Here is a 16,727-nt window from a genome sequence, read left to right on the forward strand (position 1 = left end):
CATCCCGGTGACGTCGCAGAGGCTGTTGTCGCGGACGAACAGGTCGCCGCGGACCAGGCCGGTCATCGTCGTCGACCGCGGGCCGATCACGACGACGGAGCCCTCGAACCGCTCGTCGAGCACGCCGCCGCGGAAGATGCGCACCATGGAATCCTAGCTCTGCTCTATGGAGGCGAGGTTACTTCAAAATTTCGACATCTCTTGTCGGGCTTGGGTTGGCGGAGACGTCGTTCGACGTCCGACGGCCGTCTCACGGTCTTCGGGCGCGAGCCCTCGCGCCTCGCGTCCACCACCACACGGCAAAGCCTCCGCCACCGACCGCGATTGCGGCCGCCAGCGCCACCGCATACGGCACTCCCCCGCCAGTGGCCGCGAGGCCCGGGACGGATACCACAGACACCACAAGGGAGAAAGTCGCGGACGCGTCGGCGGCGTCGGTCACGACGAATGCAACGCGGTACCCTCCCGGTGCTGAATAGGTGTGGACGGGGTTCGCATCCGAACTCGTTGCGCCGTCCCCGAACGCCCACGCGTAGCGGTACGGCGGTACCCCTCCGGTGATCGAACTCGTGAACGAGACGGTGCCGGGCTGTGCCGCGTTCGTGGTGCGCGCGAAGGCTCGGACGATAAGCGGGTCGATCCCTCGGACCGCATGATACTCCCACGTTTCCGAGTTTCCATAGGCCACCACGACGCCGCGCGGGTCGTACGCGAGCGCCCCCGGCGAGCTGCCGAGCGTCGTCGTGTATGAGAAGTCGGGGGAATCGGCGGACGGCATCCGCATCCAGGTCACGTCCCGTGCGTCGTACCACCAGGTGTCTCGGTCGCACGATCCATCGCCGCATCCGCCGTACATCACCACGGCCCTCGCCTCGGCATCGTACTCCATCCGAAGCCCCGATCGAGCCGTCGGAGGGCTCGCGGGATGGACGTCCTTCCACGCGTAGGTTCGCGGGTCCAATGACCACGTGTCACCGAGGACCCAGCTGCCCGGATATCCTTGGTCGACGGGGGCCCCGCCGAACAGGACGATTGCGGGACCGTTCGGGTGGTACGCGATCCCGGCGTCCGAGCGAGCAGGAGGAGCGACTTCGCTCGTGACGTTCGTCCACGTGTTCGCGGACGCGTCGTACACCCAGGTGTCGTCCAACCTCGGGCCGGAGTCTTCGGGGATTCGGAATGCGCATGAGAAGAGGAGACCGCCGAAAAGGACGACCCGATGGGTCATGGGATCGTACGCCATGGCGTGCCCGGTGCGGGGCGACGGTGAGTCGCGCGGCGTGACGTTCGCCCATGTGTTCGCCAGCGGGTCGTACGCCCATGTGTCGTCCGCGGCGGAGATGCAATGGTCCTCGAATATCCGGATCCCTCCATGCAGGATCACCTTCTTCGAATCAGGATCGTACACCATCGACGCCCCGACCCGCATCGGCGGAATAGGGGAGGGCGGACCAAGTCGGGTCCAGTTGTTCCGCGCTGAGTTGTACAACCACGTGTCGTTGAGGAACGGCGAGCCGCGCGTACCGCCCAGGAGCAGGGTCCCGCCGAGTTCGGGGACGTACGCGATCGCGGCTCCCCAGCCGGCCACGGGCCCGTGCGGCGGGGTGACGTTGGTCCAGTACCCGGCGCTGCTGAGCCGAGGACCAGGCCCGGCGCCATTCACGGAGGACGCGGTGCTCCAGCCGCCAAGCTCCGAGGTGCCGCTAGTGGCCCGTGGAGCGGGCAACGGTGCGGCCGCTGCCAGTAGGAACACGATTAGGACGAACGGCGGCAGGTGCCTGAGCGTGGTTTCCACCGGCCCGACAACTCATCACTTCCCGGTTATTTGGGTCCTTCGTGTGCGCGGACGTCCGTCGGTGCACGGGCACACCGCCTATCGCTCGCTACGCTTGGGCTTGAAGCCACCGCTCCGCGTCGAGCGCCGCCATGCACCCGAACCCGGCGGCTGTCACGGCTTGGCGGTAGCGGAAATCATGGACGTCGCCCGCGGCGAAGACGCCGGCTGCGGAGGTTGCCGTCGAGAATCCATCGTGCGGTTGAAGGGCCACGTAGCCTCGTTCCATCTGGAGCTGTCCCTGAAAGACCTGGGTTGCGGGCGTATGGCCGATCGCGAGGAACAAGCCTTGCACCTTCAGGTCCGAGGTCTTCCCGGTCTTCACGTGCTTGATCCGGACGCCTTCGACCTTCTGCTCGCCGAGGACGTCGACGACTTCCGAGTCCCAAACCACTTGGATGTTCTTCGTCTTGAACAACCGATCCTGCATGATCTTGCTCGCCCGGAACGCATTCCGGCGGTGGACCACCGTAACGGTCTTGCAGAGCTTCGACAGGTAGAGGCTCTCTTCCATTGCCGTGTCGCCGCCGCCGACCACGACGACGTCGAGACCCTTGAAGAAGAATGCATCGCACGTCGCACAAGCGCTCACCCCACGGCCCTTGAGCCGTTCCTCGTTCGGCAGGCCGAGATACTTCGCGTTCGCGCCAGTCGCGATAACGACCGTCCGGCCCTCGTGCATCTTGTCTGTCGTCCATACCTTGAGCGGATTCGTGCGGAAATTGACTCTCGTCACGTCGTCGTCGACGAATTCCGCCTTGAATCGTTCCGCCTGCTTGCGCCATAACTCCATCAGTTCGGGTCCTTGGACGCCGGAGGGGAAGCCCGGATAGTTCTCGACGTCCGTGGTGATCATGAGCTGGCCTCCGGCGACGGCACCTGCGACGACGAGCGTCTTAAGATTCGCCCGCGTCGCGTAGATCGCCGCGGTGAGGCCTGCCGGGCCCGAGCCGATGACGATGACGTCGTATGGAGGCACGGCGGAATGAAGGTCCCGGTTCCCCATAAGAGTTGCCCTGCGCGTCAATGCGCAACCTAAAGGGCACTCTCTCGTTTCCGTCGATGCTTGGCATCCGATCTCGATCGACTGCTCGCCCTGCTCCCGACGTTCGAACACCAGAAAGGCATTAGGCTGTTCGATGAGCTCGCGAAGGATCCCGCGAACGCGGCGCCGATCCTCCAGGAACTCCTCGCGGTCGTCTCGAACCACGACGACCCGCAGCTCCACACGCCGCACGGCATGCTGACCGTCCACGCGGGGCGGGACCTCTTGCGACTCACGCGGCCGCCGGGAGGACTCGGCCTCCTGCGGTTCCTCGTCCTGTACAACTTCAGCCTGCAGAAACGGCCCCTGACGGCGGTCCAGGCCGAGGCGAACGCCCGCGCAGTGCCATCCGCGAAACGCGAGGACATGGAGGCCGGGTACCGGAAGGTCGTCCACGACCAGGTGGGGCCGAAGGCGGCCGCGTTGCTCGGCCGAATCGCGCTGGACCACGGCATCGAGGCGGCCGCGCATCTCGCGATCCGTACGGCCCTCGACGACTTCGGCCGTCTGGGCCACAATCTCTCCATGGCGGTCGCGTATTCCGACGTCGCTTCAGTCCTCGGGGCGCCGCGCGGCCTCACCCCGCTCGCGAACCTCGGGTACGTCCAGGCGATGGCGCTTCAGGGGGTCGCGCCGGTCGAGATCCCCGTGCTCGCGGACGCAGGCCAAGGCGAGGCGGACATGGATCGACTGTCTCGCCTCGTGGAGGAATGGGAATTCGATCGCGTCGAGGGGATGTTGCGCGCCTTCGCCTTCGAAAGCCAGGCGGACGTCGCATATCGTCCGCTCCTTATCGCGGCGAGCGCGGACCCGGGCTTCCTCGGCCACACCCTGAGCCAGGTCAACGCCGCCCGGGTCGCCACTCGATACCTCACGCCCTCCGAGAATGCGTGGCTCCTGTGGAAACTCTACCGCACGCTCACGACGCGATTCGGATACCCGGAGTTCCTGAGGCTCGGCGAGTCGGTGGCGAGCGGGCCGGAATCGATCCTGGCCGCCTTCGAGTCGAGCCTGCGGTACAAGTCGCCCCCCGCGGAAGAGACCGTGCGACGGGCCCTCGAGGCCGGCCTCCCGTTGGAGGATCTCCTCGCGAAGACGGTGGACTTCTACGGCCAATGGACCGTCGGCGAGAAGGAGCACACGATCAGCTATCTGAATGCGGTCCTCCAAACCGCGAGCTTCCTTGGGAAGGATGAAGCGCTCCTCCCGCTCGCGATCGGCCTGAGCAAGTTGCCGTTTTGATTCGCTCGATCAGCCGGTTTCGGAAATCGACGGACGGGCCGAGCGCCTCGCGACCGATGTCTCGGCGGGTGCGGGTTCGTCTTGAAACTGCTCCCGTTCCGTCGAGCCTGCCATCGCGGCCGTTGACGCGTCGCCGCCCGATATGACCCGCGCGATCTCGTCGAAATACGCGGTACCGACGAACGACTGGTGCTGGGCCGCCCGGTAGCCTTCCGCTTTCACGGCGAACTCCTCTTGCTGGAGCTCCGTGTACGCGGTCATCCCCCGCTCCTTGTAAGCCCTCGCCAGTTCGAACATCGAGAGGTTCAGGGTGTGGAAGCCCGCGAGGGTGACGAACTGGAACTTGTACCCCATGTCCGCAAGTTCTCGCTGGAACCGGGCGATCGTCCCCTCGTCGAGTTTCTTCTGCCAGTTGAACGACGAGGAACAGTTGTAAACGAGCATCTTCCCGGGGAATCGGGCGTGAATCGCATCCGCGAACGCCATCGCCTCGTTCAAGTCCGGTCCAGAAGTCTCGCACCAGAGGAGATCCGCGTACGGTGCGTACGCGAGGCCACGTGCGATCGCCGCTTCGAGGCCGCCCCGGTACGCGTGGAATCCTTCCGGAGTCCGTTCTCCGTCGGCAACAAACGGTCGGTCCCTCGGATCCACATCCGTCGTGATGAGTCTCGCGGAATTCGAATCCGTACGCGCGATGAGGATCGTCGGCACGCCGGAGAGGTCCGCGGCGAGACGTGCGGCGACTAGTTTTTGCAGGAAGACACCGGTAGAGACGAGGACTTTCCCTCCCAGGTGGCCGCACTTCTTCGCGCTGGCCAGTTGGTCCTCGAAATGGACGCCCGCTGCGCCCGCTTCGATCATCGCTTTCATCAGTTCGAACGCGTTCAGCGGACCGCCGAATCCGGCCTCGGCGTCCGCGACGATTGGCGCGAACCAAAATGTGGATCTCTGGCCCGACATCGTCTGCTTCTCGTCCTCGCGCCGGAACGCGTTATTCATCCGCCGCACGAGGTTCGGCACGCTGTCCGCGGGATACAGGCTCTGGTCCGGGTACGTCTGGCCCGCGTCGTTTCCGTCCGCGGCGACTTGCCAGCCGCTCATGTAGACGGCCTGGAGGCCCGCCTGAACTTGTTGGATCGCCTGGTTTCCCGTCAGCGCCCCGAGGGCGGGCACATACGGCTCCGAGTGGAGGAGCGACCACAGCCGCTCCGCACCCATCCGCGCGAGCGTATGCTCGATGAACACCGAGCCCCGGAGTCGGATGACGTCCTCGGCCCGGTACGGTCGGACGATCCCGGCCCACCGCTCGTCCTCCTTCCAGCGCGCTTCCAACTCGCTTGCGTCAATCATGTCGGAATCCCCTTGCCCGCTCGTTCGATGATCCTGAGAGGGCGTCGGGCGTCCGCGTGCGGTCGCTCCGCTCCTCCTCCCGCGTCCGTCTCCCGTTCCAGCGTGTGCTCATGCAGTGACCACCCGTGACCGGCCCCGATTCCCAGGAGCCGGTCACCGAAGAACTACCGACGAGACCGCGAGGTGCGAAGATCGTTCGGAGTTCGTCCCTCCGATTCGCACGGCGGTCGACATCGCGTCCATGGGAACGACGCGCATGTCCCTACTTAACGATTCTAATCACGAGTGCACACGCTTGGCCACGATGTGACGTACAATGTGTTCACTCATCTCGCCTGGGTCGGACGCGCTCCCTTCGGTCCCGTGATTTTCAGACGGACCATCTCGAAGTCGTCCTGAACGAGCGTTTCGTTTAAGGCTCGGGATTGCGTAGGAGAATCGAGGGACGATGTCGGCTCGCGAGTATGTGCTCCTATTCGACGGGGAGTGTGGGCTCTGCGGCGCGTTCGGTCGGTGGGTTCACGCCGCGGACCTCCGACGGCGGATCCGCATTCGGCCGGCCCAGTCGTCGCGGGAACTCTTGCGCGGCGTGCCCGACGACCAAGTGCTCGCGGTGTTCCACATGGTCGATCCGGGAGGCCGGATCACCTCCGCCGGGGACGCGGTGCCGACCCTCATCGAAGCGTTGCCGATGGGCGTCGGCCTCGCGCGCGTCGTCCGGGGCTCGGAAGCCCTCATGGGCCGCGCGCGGCGGTCTTACCGGTTCGCTGCGCGGTTCCGGGACCGGCTCGTTTGCCGGGTGGCGCCCGCGGCGACGTCGGTGGGTTCGGGCCCGTGACGAGCGAGCGAAGCGTTTTCAGGTTCCGCCGGTAGCCGCCCTCCTGTCCGGGGAACTCGAGGCATCCGGGGACTTCGCGGAAGCGTTCGTCGTTCACCAAGAAGCGGAACGCCTCCTTGCCGAGCTTGCCTTTCCCAATGTCCTCGTGGCGGTCCCAGTGGGACCCGAGGTCGCCGACCGAGTCGTTCAAGTGGAACGCCCGGATGCGGCTCAGCCCGACCGTCTCGTCGATCGTCCTCAGGAGAGCGTCGTATCCGTCTCGCGCGCGGAAGTCGTATCCCGCGGCGAACGTGTGGCAAGTGTCCACACAGACCCCGAGCCGGTCCGGGTGGGCGGATCCCTTGACGATCTCCGCGAGCTGCTCGAACTTCGATCCAATCACGGTGCCCTGCCCCGCCGTGTTCTCGAGGACCGCAAAGACGTCCGGGGCGTTCGCATGTTCGAACGACCAGTCGAGGCTCTCGGCCGTCGCCCGAATCGAATACGCTTCACCTCTCCCGCCGTGGCTGGCGGGATGGAAGACGACGTCGCGGACCCCGAGAGCGTGTGCCCGATCGAGTTCCTCGACGAACGCCACGCGGCTGTAGTTGAGCGTGTTGTCATCCGGGCCGCCGAGGTTGATCAGGTAATTCGCGTGAATCACCGCACGCGCAATCCCGTTCTTCGCCATGTTCTCGCGGAAGCCCCGAGTCTCCTCTTCGGTCAGCGGCTTCGTCTTCCGAAGCATGCGCGGGCTGCGCGAGAAAATCTGGATTGCTTCGGCGCCGACCGCTCGGCCCCGTTCCGGCGCGAGGGCGATGTTCTCCGCGATCGAGACGTGTGCGCCCAGATACATGGCGTTCCCCCGGCCCGGGAACGGCTCCGGGCGGATGAGCTTTGCCGAATCGACACGGCTCTACTCGGCGGCGTACGGACCGGGGATGCGACGCGCCTTCCCGATGAGGAAGGAGAGGGTGAGCTGCTTCTCCCCCCGCGCGAACGAGTCCGCGAGTTCCTCCCATCGCCCGTCCTCGACCCATTGGCGGACCGTCGCGTCTCGGAGGAAGAGCTCGACCTCCCGCAACACTTCGAACGTCGCGACGGCCGTGTCGACGCCCATGAACTCGACCGTGAGGCGGTTCTCCTCGAGCAGGTCCGTCATCGTGTCCTCGTAAAACGCCCAGCGCGATCCACGGCGGGTCTCCTTCCAGTGGTCCCCGTGATGGCAGCAGAAGATGAACAGCCCGCCGGGGCGCAGGGCGCGGGACGCGTGCCAGACGATCGGCGGCGACATGCAGAGGTTGCTCGTCACCGCATCGATCGGCCCGTGGACGAATTCCGCGTACGGCGTCTTCTCGACGTCGCCCCAGACGAATTCCGCGTTCCGGACGTCCCGGATGCCCGCGTAAGCGCGGGCATGGAGGAGCTTCGCGCGATCGAGGTCCACGCCGACCACGCGGGCTCCGCCCGCCGCCGCGACGAACGCGAGTCGACCCTGTCCCGTGCCGAGATCCAAGACGGACTTCCCGCGGAGATCTTCGTGGCGAAACTGGTCGAGGAGCATCGGCCGGAGGGCGTCGACCTCCTTTGCCGCCTCCCGCCACGGGAGCGTGCGGCTGACACGCACGACGTCCGGCACGGCACTCCTCGCTGCGCATCGGCCGCGCGAGATAAGAGGCCACCGGTGCGTCCGCGCCAAAGCCACACGCTTATAGGTCGCGGCCCGTTCGTGGAGCGAGACGACGATGGACGTGCAAGAACACGGGTTGTACATCGCCGCGAAATCGGTCCCCGCTTCCTCGGGCGCGACCACGGACGTCCTGGATCCCGCGACGAATCGGCCGATCGCCCGCGTCGCAGCCGGGACGAAAGACGACGTCGATTCGGCGGTCGATGCGGCCCGACGGGCCTTCGAGGCGCCGGAATGGCGGGACCTCGATCCGAGCAAGCGCGGGCGGCTGTTGTGGCTCCTCGCCCAGCAGGTTCGGGACCGCTTCGATGAGCTCGCTCGGCTCGAGTCGTTGAACGTCGGCAAGCCGATCCGAGAGGCGAAAGGCGACATCGCGTACGTGTACAAGCTGTTCGAATATTATGCAGGTCTTGCCGATAAAATTCAGGGCGACACGATCCCCGTGCCGGGGGCGCGGCTCGACTACACGTTGCGTGAGCCGCTCGGCGTGACCGCCCACATCGCGCCCTGGAACTACCCCCTCCTCCTCGCCTCGCGGGGCGTCGCGCCCGCCCTCGCGGCCGGCAACACGGTCGTCCTGAAACCCGCGACGCTCACGCCGCTCACCGCGCTGAAGCTCGGAGAGCTCGCTGCGGCGGCCGGTTTTCCCGCGGGCGTCGTGAACGTGGTCACGGGCCCCGGTGCCGAGGTAGGCGGCGCGCTTGCGGCCCATCCGAACGTCGATTCCGTGACCTTCACGGGGTCGACCGAGACAGGCAAGCAACTCCTGCGGATGGTGGCGGAGCGCATCGTGCCGTCGACGCTCGAACTCGGCGGGAAGAATCCCCAGATCGTGCTTCCGGACGCGAAGATGGATCGCGCGGTCCAGGGCGCGCTTTGGGGCGCGTTCCAGAACGCCGGCCAGATGTGCTGGGCGGGCTCCAAACTCTTGGTTCACGAGGATATCGCCTCGTCGTTCCTCGCCAAGCTCGCGGATCTTGCGGCGAAGATACGGCTCGGGCCTCCCTTGAGCGAGGGAGTCCAGATGGGGCCGCTCGTTTCGAAAGACCACGCCGCAAACGTCGCGAAGGCGATCGAGGACGGAATCGCGAACGGATCGAAGGTCTTGGCCGGAGGTCGCCGCCCCGACGCGCCCGGCCTGCAGGAAGGGAATTTCCTCGCGCCAACGATCTTCGAGGAACCGCCAGCGGCGGCACGCGTCGCGGGCGAGGAGGTGTTCGGGCCCGTCTTGGCCGCGTGGCGGTTTTCCGATCTGGACGATGCGGTTGCGAAGGCGAACGACACGCCGTACGGACTGTCCGCGGGGCTCTGGACCCAGGATCTCGGGAAGGCCCATGCGGTTGCACGGAGGCTCCAGGCGGGGATGATCTCGGTCAACGAGTACCCGGTCACGTTCCCGCAGACGCCGTTCCTCGGCTGGAAGCAGTCCGGCCTCGGTGCGGAGCAGGGCGCCGACGCGGTGCTCTTCTACACGCACGTGAAGAACGTCCTCGTGAACCTCGAGTGAGCCGATGATCTACGTCGCGCCGAGCGCGGTCGTCGTCGGAGACGTCACGATCGAGGACGGCGCGAGCGTTTGGCATGGGGCCGTACTGCGGGGGGACTTCGACGGAATTATCGTCGGACGGGACTCGAATGTGCAGGACCACGTCGTCGTGCATGTGGATCGCGGGATGCCCGCACGGATCGGCGCTCGAGTGACCATCGGTCATTCGGCGGTCGTCCACGGATGCACGATTGGCGACGAGTGTCTGATCGGCATGAATGCGACCGTCAACAGCGGCGCCGTGATTGGATCCGGCTCTCTCGTCGCGAGCGGCGCCGTGGTCCGGGAGTCCGCGGAGTTTCCCTCCGGCCAGCTGATCGCCGGAGTACCCGCGAAGGCGATCCGAGCCGTTGACGAGACCTTGCGACGACGGATCAGCTTGTCCTGGTCGATTTACCGAGACCTGGCAACGGCGAGCCTCCCCCCGAAGCGGGCCGTTCGGGGCGATTCCTCGAAACAGGTGGTCCTCGCGCCGTCCGAGGAATTCACCCGCCTGATCCAGCGGGAGTGAGCCGAACCCAAACGTTTTTCGAGAAACCCTGGCATCGCCCCGGGATGACGCGCTTCACGACGGACGTCCAGATGCGGTTCCGGGACATCGACGGGATGGGACACGTGAACAACGCGGTCTACCTCTCGTACATCGAACTCGCCCGGACGCGGTTCTACATGGAAGTCGCCGGCAAGCGGAGCCTCGATGAGATCGACTTCATTCTGGCCCACGTGGACATCGACTTCGAATCCCAGTCGGTCTGGGGAGACCAGATTCAGGTCGCCGTCTGGCCTTCGAAGATTGGGACGTCGTCCTTCACGCTAAGCTACGAGGTTGCAGAGAAGCAAAGCCGTCGCGTGCTCGCTCGCGCGAAGAGCGTCCTCGTATCCTATGACTACGAGAAGAGGAAACCGAAGCCGATCCCTCCCGACTTCCGTCAGCTCCTGGAGAAGAATCTGGAAGCCGCGTCGCCGCAGGTCGGTGAATCGTGAAGGCCTTGATCACGGGCGGTGCGGGCTTCCTCGGCCTCCCGCTCGCGCGCGCCCTCGTGAAGCGGGGTGATTCCGTCGCGCTCCTGGATCTCGCGTTCCCCGAAAACCGCCTCGCCGACCTGGGAGGGAAGGTCGAGAGGCACGTGGCCAACGTGGCCATCTTCAGCGAAGTCCTCGAGGCCTTCCGGAGGCATCGGCCGGACGCCGTGTTCCACCTCGCGGCCTTGCTCTCCGCGGGCGCAATCGCCAGCCCGACGGAGGCCTACCACGTCAACATCGACGGGTTCTTCCATGCGATCGAGGGCGCCCGCCTGTTCGACGTCTCGCGATTCGTGTTCCCGAGCTCCATCGCGTCCTTCGGCCCGGGGACCCCCGACCCCACGCCGAACGAGCAAGACCAGAAGCCCACGACCCTATATGGCGTCTCGAAAGTCTTCGGAGAGCGGCTCGGCGAATATTACCAGCGGACGTACGGCCTCGAGTTCCGCGCCCTCCGTCTCCCGTCAGTCCTCGGCCCGGGCCGCGGGCCCGGAGGGATGAGCGCGTATTCGACGTTCATGATCGAGCGCCCGATCCAGGGCGAGCCGTACGAGGTGTACTGCCGCGAGGATACGCGGATCCCCCTCCTCTACGTCGAGGATGCCGTGGACGGCCTCGTCCGGGTCCACGATGCGCCGCGCGCGAAGGTCACCCGCTGCTCGTACAACGTCCAGGGGTTCAGTCCGGCCGCGGGCGAGATCGCCGCGGAGGTCCGGCGCCGCGTGCCTGGTGCGAAGATTGCCTTCCGGCCGGATCCGGATCGGCAGAAGGTCCTCGACTCGTGGCCGCGGCGGCTCGAAGACACGCCCGCGCGGGAGGACTGGGGATGGCGGCCTTCCTTCGACCTCGCGGCCACGGTGGACGGGTACCTCCGGGGGCAGCGGGTCCGCGCGGGCGCGTGAGGCGCATGAGTCTTGCGGACTCGCATAATTAGCGTGGCGCCCGGGTTCGAAACCCGTCGGGAGCACTTCTATCTTGGGAGTAAGGACCGCGTGTCGGATATCCAACTCCTATGCTGGATCGTTCTCCCGGTTGTTCATCCATATCTCAGCAGCAGAGCCCCACCGAGCGCGTCGACGGAACCGAGACCGAAAAGGGCGATTCCAGAGGCCAGACTTGGGAACCAGTCTAAAGCAAGGCCCGCCAAAACAACGAATAGCATGACCGAGCCAGTCAGAACCATGGCCAGGCCAGCGCGTTGGTAGAAGTTGAGCCGATTCTCAAGGGCGAGCTGCATTCCAACTCGAAGGGACGCGAAAACCCATAAACATGACTAGCCGTTCTAAGATAGTTGTCAATCCCGCCGGGAGCATGCCCGCGCGGGTTCGCTATCAAGGTCGATCTATCGAACGCTGCACGGTTCAGAGCATGTCCCGCCACGGCTCAACCTGAATCTTTCGGCGGTGAGCGACGAATCCGGCAAGGGCGAAGACTCCAATGACTCCACCCGCGATTAGGCCGATCGTCCAGTTCTGGTCGAACCGAGTAGGGTTCCGAAGCCAAACAAGGAGCGTGAAGACGCCGGTAGCGGCTGCGTACGGTATGGCGAAGTAGAAGAGGAAGTCGCCAAGCGCACTCTGAAAGCGGGCCATACGACTATTCACCATCTCCGTTCTGTCCCCAAATACATTCCGACACACCTTGGCCCAACTTGGCGTCGTTTATGTGGGGTTGAGATGTTCACTCGCGCCGGTTTACTCCCGGGCGGGAGCATCCCCACGCGGGTCTGCTCTACCATCGGCGTCGTTGTCATCGGGCCTTCGGTTCGTTGCCGGCGAGGAGCGCGCGCAGGCGCTCGGGATCCGCCGTCGGCGGGGAGCAGGCGTTCCCCTGGCAGACGAAGGCCACGGGCCCCGCCTTCGCTTCGCGGGTCGCGCGCATCGGCTCGACGAGCGCCGGGACGTACGCATCGTCGCGGTCCACGACGAGGACGCTCTTCCCCGGCGCGAAGGTCTCCGTGGCCGCGGCGCGTAGCGAGAGCGTCGTCGGGTCCTCCCGCGGACCCAGGATGACGACCTCGGCGGGCGGGTGGATCCACAGCTCGGCCGCGAGGTGGTACGTCCCCGCGAACACGGGGCCGTAGCGGCTCGCCTCGCCGGCGAATGCGATCATGAGTTCGTCGTGGTGCAGCCGGTAGTCGTCGTTTCCGGTGAGCGCATGCAGCCGCTGGAGGGCCAGCGCCGCAACCGCGTTTGCCCCCGCGTACGGGGAGTCCTCCACGGGCCGGCGGCGAAGTTCCTTGAGCGGGAGTCCTACTCCCTCGTGCAAGTCCGCCGCGATATCGACGAAGCCGCCTTCCTTGTCCCAGAAGTGCTTGAGAGTGAAGGCCATCACGTCCTCCGCGTTGCGCAGGAATGCGGGGTCAGCGGTGGCGGCGTACGCGGCGAGCAGCCCGTCGGCCGTGTAGACGTGGTCCTCGAGGAGTCCGCGCACTTTGCGGTTTCGACCGGCGAGCGCGTGCCACATGCCGTCCTCCTTCGACCACAGGTCCGTCAGGATCCGCTTGAGGGACTTCAACGCGAATCCGCGGAGGTCCTCCCGGTCGAAGGCCATCGCCGCCTCGAGGACGGAAGAGATCATCATCCCGTTCCAGGAGGCGAAGATGGTCGGATCGACGGCCGGCGCCGGTCGCTTGTCCCGAGCGGCCATCAGTTTTCCCTTCCCGCTCGCGATGAGCTCGAGGATTCGCTCGGCTGGTAGGCCCAGGGCCTTCCCGATCGCCTCGGGCTCCTGGTCGACGAAAAGGACGTTCTTCTTCGGATTGTGCCGCATCTCGCCGCGTTCGCCGACCTCGTACAGGAGAGCGAGGACGCGCGCTTCGTCCACGGTCACGGCATCCTTGAGTTCGTCGAGCGTCCACGTGAAGTAATCGCCATCGTCGTCGAGACCGACGTCCGCATCTTGACTGGCGTAGTATCCGCCGTGCGCGCGGTCCGAGAGGACTTCCTCGGCCCATCGGAGGATTCCGTTCGCAGTCTCGCGATAGAGCGGGTCCTTCGTGAGCTGCCACGCGTGCACGTAGTTCGCGAGCAGGCCGGCGTTGTCGTACAGCATCTTCTCGAAGTGCGGCACGATCCACTGCGGGTCGGTCGCGTATCGATGGAAGCCCCCGGCGACTTGATCGTACACGCCGCCCCGGGCCATCGACATGAGCGTCCGCGTGAAGATTGTCGCGAGGCTCGGCTCCCGGGTGCGATGGTAACGGGCCATGACCCACTCCATCGTGCCGGGATGCGGGAACTTCTGCTGGCCGGAGATGCCGCCGTTCACCGGGTCGAACTGGCCGCGGAGGGTGTCGACGCTCTCCTTCAGCATCGCGTCGTTCACGACGCCCTCTTCGACGAGAGCCGCGCGGCCTTCGGCGAGGGCGCGGTGCAGCGACTCCGCCTCCCGCACGGTGTCGGCCTTGTTCGTGCGGTACGCCTCCGCCATCGACAGCAAGACGCGGCGGAAGCTCGGCCGTCCGTGTGCGTCCTTGGGCGGGAAGTACGTGCCGCCGTAGAACACCTTGCCGTCCGGCGTCAGGAAGGCGGTGAGGGGCCAGCCGCCGGATCCGGTAATTGCGCCGACCGCCTGCTGGTACCGCGCGTCGACGTCCGGCCGCTCGTCTCGGTCGACCTTGATCGCGACGAAGTTCTCGTTGATCACCTTCGCAAGGTCGGGATCCTCATACGACTCGCGGTCGATCACGTGGCACCAGTGGCACCATGTGGCGCCGATGTCGAGGAGGATCGGCCGGTCGAACTCCTTCGCGCGGCGGAACGCCTCCTCGCCCCACGGATGCCAGTCGACCGGCTGGTGGGACGCGCCCTTGAGATACGTCGATGTCTCCCGGGCGAGGCGGTTTTTCCCCATCGGTTGTGCGGAGGCGCGGGGCGCGTTAAGTGCCTTTGGGTGCCGTCACCGGCGCCTTCAGCTTCGCCGCGTACTGCTTCCGGAACTTCGCGACCTTTGGCGCGACCACCGCGCGGCAGTAGCCCGCCGTCGGGTTCTTGCGGAAGTAGTCCTGGTGGTACTCCTCCGCCCGGTAGAACGCGGAAAGGGGTGCGAGCTCCGTGACGAACGGTCCGTGCCAGATCTTCGCCGCCTCGAGTTCCGAGATGACCTGCCGTGCGGCCTGTTTCTGTTCGTCGTTCGAATAGAAGACTGCGGATCGGTACTGCGTTCCGAAGTCCGCGCCTTGGCGATTCAGCGTCGTCGGATCGTGCACGGTGAAGAAGATGCGGAGGATCTCGGCGAGGGAGATGATCGTCCGGTCGAACGTGATCTGGACGGCCTCCGCGTGGCCCGTCGTGTCGGTGCACACCATCTCGTACGACGGGTCCCGGACCTTGCCTCCGGAATATCCGACCTCGACTCTCTCGACGCCTCGTAGTTCCTGGAACACGGGCTGCAGACACCAGAAGCAGCCGCCGGCCAGGGTGATCGTCTCTCGTCCGTTCTCCATCGGATCAGAGCCCCGTCGGGTTCAGGATGGTCGGACCGGGATTAAGGTTTGCCAGGCTTAGGCCGCAATCCCACCCTCCGGCTATTGGAAAATCCGCGCTGCATTCGTGCGGAAGATGCGTTCCTTCGTTTCGGATGAGAGGGCCAGAGCCCCCAACGCGTCGATCTCCTCCCGGATTCCGGGGATTCCCGGGGCTGGCCAGTCCGAGCCGAAAAGGACCTTGTCCCGGATTTCCTCGAGGCGCGGGAACCATTCGAGGAGCCGCTTCGGCGGGATGCTCGAGATGTCGAGGTGGACGTTCGGGTGGCGGCGGAGGAGGTAGAACGCGGTGTCGCACCAGAGCGGCCGGCCGCCGTGCGCCATCAGGATCGTGAGGTCCGGGAAGTCTTGTGCGACGTCATCGAGATCCATCGGGTCTCCATACTTCGACCGCGCCCCGGGGAAGATCGACGTGCCGGTGTGGACCATCACCGGCATTCCAATCCTCTCGGCGGTCTTGTAAATCCTCCGCAACGCCGGGAACCGCTCGTCGACGTACGCGTTCGCCGCGAACAGCTGATGGGGCGGATGGATCTTCATCGCGCCCATCTCGAGCTTCGACGCTAGGCGCTCCACGTCCCGCTCCGGGTTCTTCGTGCGCTTCGGGTGGACAGAGCCGAAGGGGATGAGGCGCTTCCGGTCCGCCTTCGCGAACCCCGCGACGAACTCGTTGACGGCTTCGGTAAATCCCATGACCTCCGGTGCGACGTAGTTGATCAGGCACGCCCGATCCACCTTCGCGGCATCCAGATGGTCCAAGAAGGCTCGTGGGTCGTCTGTGAGCCGCTGGGCGCGATCCCTGTCAGGGATTTCTCGCCATAGCATCTCGAGGACGTTCGGCTTGATTTCGCGATACGGCTCGAGGTGCACGTGGACGTCCGTGATTCCGGGCAACGCGCCGCCGTAGCCCAGGGCTCACGAAAGCCTTTTCGTAGGCGCTCAGGTCACACCGGACTCGGAAGACGGCGGATCACTTCTCGGTAGTCGCGATACGGCGTCGAGCACGGCTGGCCGTCGGCATACAGCAAGACGTTCTCGCCGGGATCCGCGTTGCTCAGAGCGAGGATTGTCGAGGAGACCGTCCCTCCACCGGGGGAGTGGACGCAGATGCTCACGCCTCCCGGGCCGGACGCGTGCGTCCGGAGCGTGGACTGGAGCGCCCGGACAACGTCCTCGATCGACCGGTTCGACGTCTTTGAGAGGAGGCCTTGGATCGTCTGCACCTTCGGATCCGTCGCGATATTCCCTCCCTCGTTCGTGAGGACGTTGAGTCCCTCGCGGCCGCGCGTCATTCCAATCTCGCCATTGTACCGGAAGAATCGCACCTCCTTCCGGGAGGCGACGAACAGGTTCCAGAAGTTGTACTCGTGCTCGCGCACCTCGCGTTCCAGGAGGATGTCCACCGCCGGAACGGAGGTCTGCCTCAGGGTGTCGAGGACGAGCTGTCCACGGGATCGCGCGCTCGCCGAGGTCCGGCCGCGGCGGTTCGACAGCGCGACGACGAGCCCGGTGCCGCTCGCGCCGAGCCAGGTGCCGCCCGCCTGGCGGTCACGCGGGGCTACGATGACCGGGTCCTCCGCGATGAGGGCGGGCGGATCCGCGGGACGCATCGCGGACTCGTCGCGGTTCATCCCGACCACGAGGTCGTATCCGGGGACGGAGTGCCAGAGGGCGATGAGCGTGCACATCGTCCG

Annotated in this window: 16 protein-coding genes; 5 read left to right on the plus strand and 11 right to left on the minus strand. The window is 65.8% G+C overall.

Features of this window, described 5'->3' with window-relative positions:
* Nucleotides 1-250: 250 nt before the first annotated feature.
* Nucleotides 251-1,795 (minus strand): kelch repeat-containing protein, encoded by a 1,545-nt coding sequence (locus VF992_05385; GenBank protein HEX9340587.1) that lies wholly within the window; start codon nt 1,793-1,795, stop codon nt 251-253.
* 88 nt (nt 1,796-1,883) lie between these two features.
* The gene (trxB, locus tag VF992_05390) at nt 1,884-2,813 is read right to left on the minus strand and encodes a thioredoxin-disulfide reductase (GenBank protein ID HEX9340588.1); all 930 of its coding nucleotides are present in this window, start codon (nt 2,811-2,813) and stop codon (nt 1,884-1,886) included.
* Nucleotides 2,814-2,900: 87 nt separating this feature from the next.
* Between trxB and VF992_05395 the strand changes: the two genes are divergently transcribed.
* A complete protein-coding gene (locus VF992_05395; protein HEX9340589.1) occupies nt 2,901-4,121 on the plus strand; it encodes a hypothetical protein in 1,221 nt (406 codons plus the stop codon).
* Between the two features lie 9 nt (nt 4,122-4,130).
* Here the strand turns inward: VF992_05395 and aceA are convergent, their stop codons facing one another.
* From aceA to VF992_05410, 3 genes are all read right to left on the minus strand, one after another.
* The gene (gene aceA / locus VF992_05400; GenBank protein ID HEX9340590.1) at nt 4,131-5,471 is read right to left on the minus strand and encodes an isocitrate lyase; all 1,341 of its coding nucleotides are present in this window, start codon (nt 5,469-5,471) and stop codon (nt 4,131-4,133) included.
* Nucleotides 5,472-6,205: 734 nt separating this feature from the next.
* Entirely contained in the window at nt 6,206-7,144 is a 939-nt protein-coding gene (locus VF992_05405) for a deoxyribonuclease IV (protein HEX9340591.1), read from the minus strand.
* A 60-nt stretch (nt 7,145-7,204) separates the two neighbouring features.
* Nucleotides 7,205-7,927, minus strand: coding sequence for a class I SAM-dependent methyltransferase (locus tag VF992_05410; protein HEX9340592.1), 723 nt, complete (start codon nt 7,925-7,927; stop codon nt 7,205-7,207).
* A 106-nt stretch (nt 7,928-8,033) separates the two neighbouring features.
* Here VF992_05410 and VF992_05415 point away from each other — a divergent pair, with 106 nt between their 5' ends.
* The 4 genes from VF992_05415 to VF992_05430 are packed head-to-tail and all read left to right on the plus strand — an operon-like array spanning nt 8,034 to nt 11,449.
* Nucleotides 8,034-9,485, plus strand: coding sequence for an aldehyde dehydrogenase family protein (locus VF992_05415; protein HEX9340593.1), 1,452 nt, complete (start codon nt 8,034-8,036; stop codon nt 9,483-9,485).
* A gap of 4 nt (nt 9,486-9,489) precedes the next feature.
* The gene (locus tag VF992_05420; GenBank protein HEX9340594.1) at nt 9,490-10,035 is read left to right on the plus strand and encodes a gamma carbonic anhydrase family protein; all 546 of its coding nucleotides are present in this window, start codon (nt 9,490-9,492) and stop codon (nt 10,033-10,035) included.
* Between the two features lie 44 nt (nt 10,036-10,079).
* Complete coding sequence (locus VF992_05425) at nt 10,080-10,508, plus strand: thioesterase family protein (GenBank protein ID HEX9340595.1); 429 nt, start codon at nt 10,080-10,082, stop codon at nt 10,506-10,508.
* On the plus strand, nt 10,505-11,449 hold the full coding sequence (locus VF992_05430) for an NAD-dependent epimerase/dehydratase family protein (protein ID HEX9340596.1): 945 nt from the start codon (nt 10,505-10,507) through the stop codon (nt 11,447-11,449). Before VF992_05425 ends, VF992_05430 begins: the two co-directional genes overlap by 4 nt.
* A gap of 134 nt (nt 11,450-11,583) precedes the next feature.
* On the opposite strand, the gene VF992_05435 is transcribed toward VF992_05430, so the two are convergent.
* The 6 genes from VF992_05435 to VF992_05460 form a co-directional block, all read right to left on the minus strand.
* Nucleotides 11,584-11,784 (minus strand): hypothetical protein, encoded by a 201-nt coding sequence (locus tag VF992_05435; GenBank protein HEX9340597.1) that lies wholly within the window; start codon nt 11,782-11,784, stop codon nt 11,584-11,586.
* A 124-nt stretch (nt 11,785-11,908) separates the two neighbouring features.
* On the minus strand, nt 11,909-12,139 hold the full coding sequence (locus tag VF992_05440) for a hypothetical protein (protein ID HEX9340598.1): 231 nt from the start codon (nt 12,137-12,139) through the stop codon (nt 11,909-11,911).
* 157 nt (nt 12,140-12,296) lie between these two features.
* Nucleotides 12,297-14,402, minus strand: a complete 2,106-nt coding sequence (locus VF992_05445) for a thioredoxin domain-containing protein (protein ID HEX9340599.1) — start codon at nt 14,400-14,402, stop codon at nt 12,297-12,299.
* Between the two features lie 25 nt (nt 14,403-14,427).
* Complete coding sequence (msrA, locus tag VF992_05450; GenBank protein HEX9340600.1) at nt 14,428-14,994, minus strand: peptide-methionine (S)-S-oxide reductase MsrA; 567 nt, start codon at nt 14,992-14,994, stop codon at nt 14,428-14,430.
* 81 nt (nt 14,995-15,075) lie between these two features.
* A complete protein-coding gene (locus VF992_05455; protein HEX9340601.1) occupies nt 15,076-15,927 on the minus strand; it encodes an amidohydrolase family protein in 852 nt (283 codons plus the stop codon).
* Nucleotides 15,928-15,977: 50 nt separating this feature from the next.
* Complete coding sequence (locus tag VF992_05460; GenBank protein ID HEX9340602.1) at nt 15,978-16,721, minus strand: NRDE family protein; 744 nt, start codon at nt 16,719-16,721, stop codon at nt 15,978-15,980.
* Nucleotides 16,722-16,727: the final 6 nt, after the last annotated feature.

Source organism: Thermoplasmata archaeon (genome assembly GCA_036395115.1).
GTDB lineage: Archaea > Thermoplasmatota > Thermoplasmata > RBG-16-68-12 > RBG-16-68-12 > RBG-16-68-12.